The organism is Acidovorax sp. KPB24-03, from assembly GCF_057546605.1.
In genome coordinates this window covers 1-1,175 of sequence record NZ_BAAJYR010000701.1, presented here as the reverse complement: position 1 = coordinate 1,175, position 1,175 = coordinate 1, and the positions used below count along the sequence as shown (strand labels likewise).

Here is a 1,175-nt window from a genome sequence, read left to right as displayed (position 1 = left end):
GCCGGCCTCGGCCAGCAGCTTCTTCGCCTTTTCGGGGTCGAAGGGGTTGATGCCGGTGGTGTCCAGGTAGCCGAAGGCGCCCGGTACGTAGTGGCTGCCGATCGGCACACCCAGGCCATCCCCGGCGCCCTGGATCACGGCCTTGCGGTCGATGGCGGCCGCGATGGCGCGGCGCACCCGCACGTCGTCCAGCGGCTTCTTCTGCTGGTTGATGGCCAGGATGGTCTTGGCGCGCGAGCCGCTCACGATCACCTGAAAACGCGGGTTGGCCTTGAACTGCGCCACGCTGCGCGGCGTGACGCGCGGGAACGCGTCCACGTCGCCCGCCATCAGCGCCGCTACCTGCGCGGCCGGGTCCGAGATGAAGCGGAAGGTTGCGCGGCGGATGTGCACCGCGTTCGCCGTGCGGTAGCCGTCCCAGCGCGCCAGCGTGACCGAGGCGCCCTTGCTCCACGATTCCAGCCGGTACGGCCCGGTGCCGACGGGCTTGGTCGCGTTGGTGTCGGCGCTGCCCGGCTCCACGATGACGGCGGTGGCCTGGCCCAGCAGGAAGAGCAGGTCGGGGTCGATGTCCTTGTTGATCACCACCACCGTGAGGTCGTCCACCACCTGCGTGGTGAGGTTGGCGAAGGTGCGCTTGTCCTTGTTGGTGCTCTTGTCGCCCGCCGCGCGCTCGAACGAGAACTTGACGGCTGCCGCGTTGAACGGCGCGCCGTTGTGGAACTTGACGTTCCCGCGCAGCTTGAAGGTGTAGGTCTTGAGGTCGGGCGAGACCTCCCAGCTTTCGGCCAGCAGCGGCGAAACGCTGCCGTCCGCGTTGATCTTGGTGAGCGGCTCGAACACGTTGTACAGCGTGATCTCGCCGATGGACGAGGCCGCGCCGGCCGTCGGGTCCAGCCCCGGGGGCTCCAGCGTCATGGCGAGGGTGACGGCGTCCTTCTTGCCCTGGGCCAGCGCCTGCAGGGGCGCGGCGAGCGGCACGGTGGCCAGGGCGCCGGTGGCGAGGACGGTGCGACGGTTCAGCATGGGCGGATTCTCCGGATAGGAACAGACCAGGGGCGGGACGGAAGGCGAGGGGCGGGCGGCGGCATCGGATCGGCGGGGTGGATCGGCCAGCGGCGCGCGCCCTCGGCGGCCAACAGGCTTTTTACTACACCCCGGGCCCGGCCGGGGGC

The 1,175-nt window shown here is 70.2% G+C and carries 1 protein-coding gene; it reads right to left on the bottom strand.

All coding sequences use genetic code 11. The annotated features are described in order from the left end of the window. The coding region (locus tag AC27KI_RS25325; protein ID WP_487116551.1) for an ABC transporter substrate-binding protein at positions 1-1,026 on the bottom strand (1,026 nt) is incomplete at its 3' end. Positions 1,027-1,175 lie beyond the last annotated feature (149 nt).